A 2735-nucleotide genomic window follows, 5' to 3' on the forward strand; every position below is an offset into this window, starting at 1 on the left:
CCTCGGCTGTCAGCTGCGCGGCCAGCACCATGCCGATGCCGAACAGCGCGCACGGCGATGCCGTGGCCCCCACCATGGAGGCCATGGCGGCCACGGGGCGGGCCAGCCCCAGCCCGGAAAGGCTTACCGCCACCCCCGCCACCGAGGCCAGCAGAATGGGGTTGCGCCCAAGGGCCACCGCCACTTCGCGCAGCACCCGCCACGACAGGCCGCCGCCCCTGCGGATGGCCTCCAGCCGGGCCATGGTCACCAGCAGCACCGCAAGGCACAGCACGGAGACCATGCCCCCGGCCAGCACCGCGTCGTCGTTGCCGGGCAACAGCGAGGTCACGATGGGCAGCCCCAGGAAGGCGCTGTTGGGAAAGCTGGCGGCCTGGGCCAGCACGGCCACCTCCGGGCCATGGCGCCGCCCCCCGCGCGAACACAGCAGATACCCCAGCGCAAAGGCCAGCAGCATGCCCGCCACCGTGCCCGCGGCAAAGCCGCCGCGCGCCAGTTCTTCCGGCGTCTTGCGGGCCACGGCATGGAACAGCAGCGCGGGCAGCGAAACCCGGAACACGAACTGGTTCAGGGCGGCGGGCGTGCCCTTGGGCAGGCTGCCCATGCGTTCCACGCACATGCCCAGCACGATGATGCCGAACACCGGGACCAGGGCGGAAAGAATGTCGAGCACGAAAAACTCCCAGGCGGACCCGTGACCGCCGGACCTTGGCAGACAGGGGAAAACGTTGGCTGATGCAGGCAGATTTTGGTCTCTCCCAGGCGGGAGTTGACCGGCCCGGATACGCCGCACTGTTTGTTGATGAAAGGGACTCCTTCAACCATACGGCGGCGCGTCCATGCGGGCAAGGTACGCACCTTTCGGATACCATCCCGCCCTTTGCGTGCGCAGCCGCACGCACCGCCACGCCTGGGTGGTCGCGTGAGGGGGCAGGGTGGCACTTCTCCCGGCCCCATGTGCGGAAGCCGCTTTTTTCACCCCTATACTTGACTTCGCGTCAGCGAATTGACACTGATGAAGCCAGACGTGCCATGCCGCCCGTGTTCCGTAATGCGAACGCAAGAGCCGTCGGGATTTCCGGGCCGCACACGCACATGCCAAGGAACCTGTCCGAAGGCATATCCGGGCGCCAGTCCGAGCCAGTCCGAACCAGTCCGGACCAGTCCGGTACGAACCGGGATCCCGGGCGAACCGACACCGTGCGACGGACAGGCGTGACGACCGCGAGCCGGACTGGCGAACGAAACGGGCCGGGCGCGCATCGGAGTGGCACGGGGGGAAGCGGGACACATTCAGCGAGCCTTCCGGGAGAGGGAATGGATCTCGACATCAGTGGCATCATTGGCCAAAGCACATCGCTCAGGGACGTTTTCCGCATTCTGGCCAAAGTGGCCCCCACCGACAGCACCGTGCTTGTCACCGGCGAATCGGGCACCGGCAAGGAACTTCTGGTGCGCGCGCTGCATTCCAACAGCCAGCGCCGGTCCATGCCCTTCGTGCCCATCAACTGCGGGGCCATCCCCAAGGAGTTGCTGGAATCGGAGCTCTTCGGCCACGAGAAGGGCGCCTTTACCCATGCCATCCGTTCGCGGCCCGGCAGGTTCGAACTGGCCGACGGCGGCACCATCTTCCTGGACGAAATCGGGGAGATGGACCTGACGCTGCAGGTCAAGATCCTGCGCGTGCTGCAAGAGAAGGAAATCGAGCGCGTGGGCGGCGCTGGCGTGAAGAAGGTGGACGTGCGCATCGTGGCCGCCACCAACCGCGACCTCGAGCGCGAGGTGGCCGCCGGGCGCTTCCGCGAGGACCTGTACTACCGGCTCAACGTCATTCCCCTGCACCTGCCCGCCCTGCGCGAGCGCGGCGGCGACATTCTGGTGCTGGCCGAACATTTCATGCGCCGCTTCTGCGAACGCAAGGGCCGCCGCTGCCTGACGCTGGCACCCGACACGCGCAAGGTGCTGGCCGCCTATTCGTGGCCGGGCAACGTGCGCGAGTTGGAAAACTTCATGGAGCGGCTCAGCATCCTCGCCGACGACGACGTGGTGCCCCCCGCCGACCTGCCCCGCAAGATCCTGGACGAGGTGGGCGACATCGTCTCGCTGCCGGAGCCGACCCCGCCCGATCCGCTGCCCGTGGCCGCGGGTGCCGCATCCGGCGGCGTGCCTGCGGGCTTCAGCTGGCCCACCATCACCGACCTGCGCGACAAGGGCATGAACCTGAAGGATTTTCTGGACACGGTGGAAGAACGCCTGCTGGACGAGGCCCTGACCATGGCCGAGGGAGTGAAGAACCAGGCGGCGGAAATCCTGGGAATCAAGCGCACCACGCTCATCGAAAAGCTGAAGAAGAAGCGCTCCGACTCGTAGCCCCCCTGTCCGTCGGAACGCCGGAGGGAAGCTGCCCGGGTACGGGCGGTTTGCGCCAGACGCGGCGGAAGGGGCGCGACAGAATGGACAAGGCGCAGGTGTCCGCCGTTGCACGTTTTTTGCTAGGGGTTAGTGCCCGCGTCGGTTTTTTCCCGCCGCCATGTCGGGCGGCATGCCGTTCCCGCCGCATGCCCATGTACGCGCACATGCACAGGATTCTTGCGTGAAACGACCCTCTGCCGCCGGTCTTGCCCGGCTGCTCCTCATCGCGGCCCTTGCCGGGCCGCCCGCCACGGCCGCGCATGCGGCCTCGTGGCAATGGAGCGGCCTGCCCGACCGCGAGCGGGTGACCATCACCCTCGACC

General features: G+C 67.5%; 2 protein-coding genes. One reads left to right on the plus strand and one right to left on the minus strand.

Going from position 1 to position 2735, the window contains the following annotated elements; all coding sequences use genetic code 11:
* Positions 1-673 (minus strand): AEC family transporter (locus FVW27_RS12565; protein WP_167125628.1); only part of this gene is annotated, 673 nt, incomplete at its 3' end.
* A gap of 644 nt (positions 674-1317) precedes the next feature.
* Here FVW27_RS12565 and FVW27_RS12570 point away from each other — a divergent pair.
* Complete coding sequence (locus FVW27_RS12570) at positions 1318-2370, plus strand: sigma-54 interaction domain-containing protein (protein WP_167125630.1); 1053 nt, start codon at positions 1318-1320, stop codon at positions 2368-2370.
* The last annotated feature ends 365 nt before the right edge of the window (positions 2371-2735 follow it).

This window comes from Nitratidesulfovibrio liaohensis, assembly GCF_011682075.1.
Lineage (GTDB): Bacteria > Desulfobacterota > Desulfovibrionia > Desulfovibrionales > Desulfovibrionaceae > Cupidesulfovibrio > Cupidesulfovibrio liaohensis.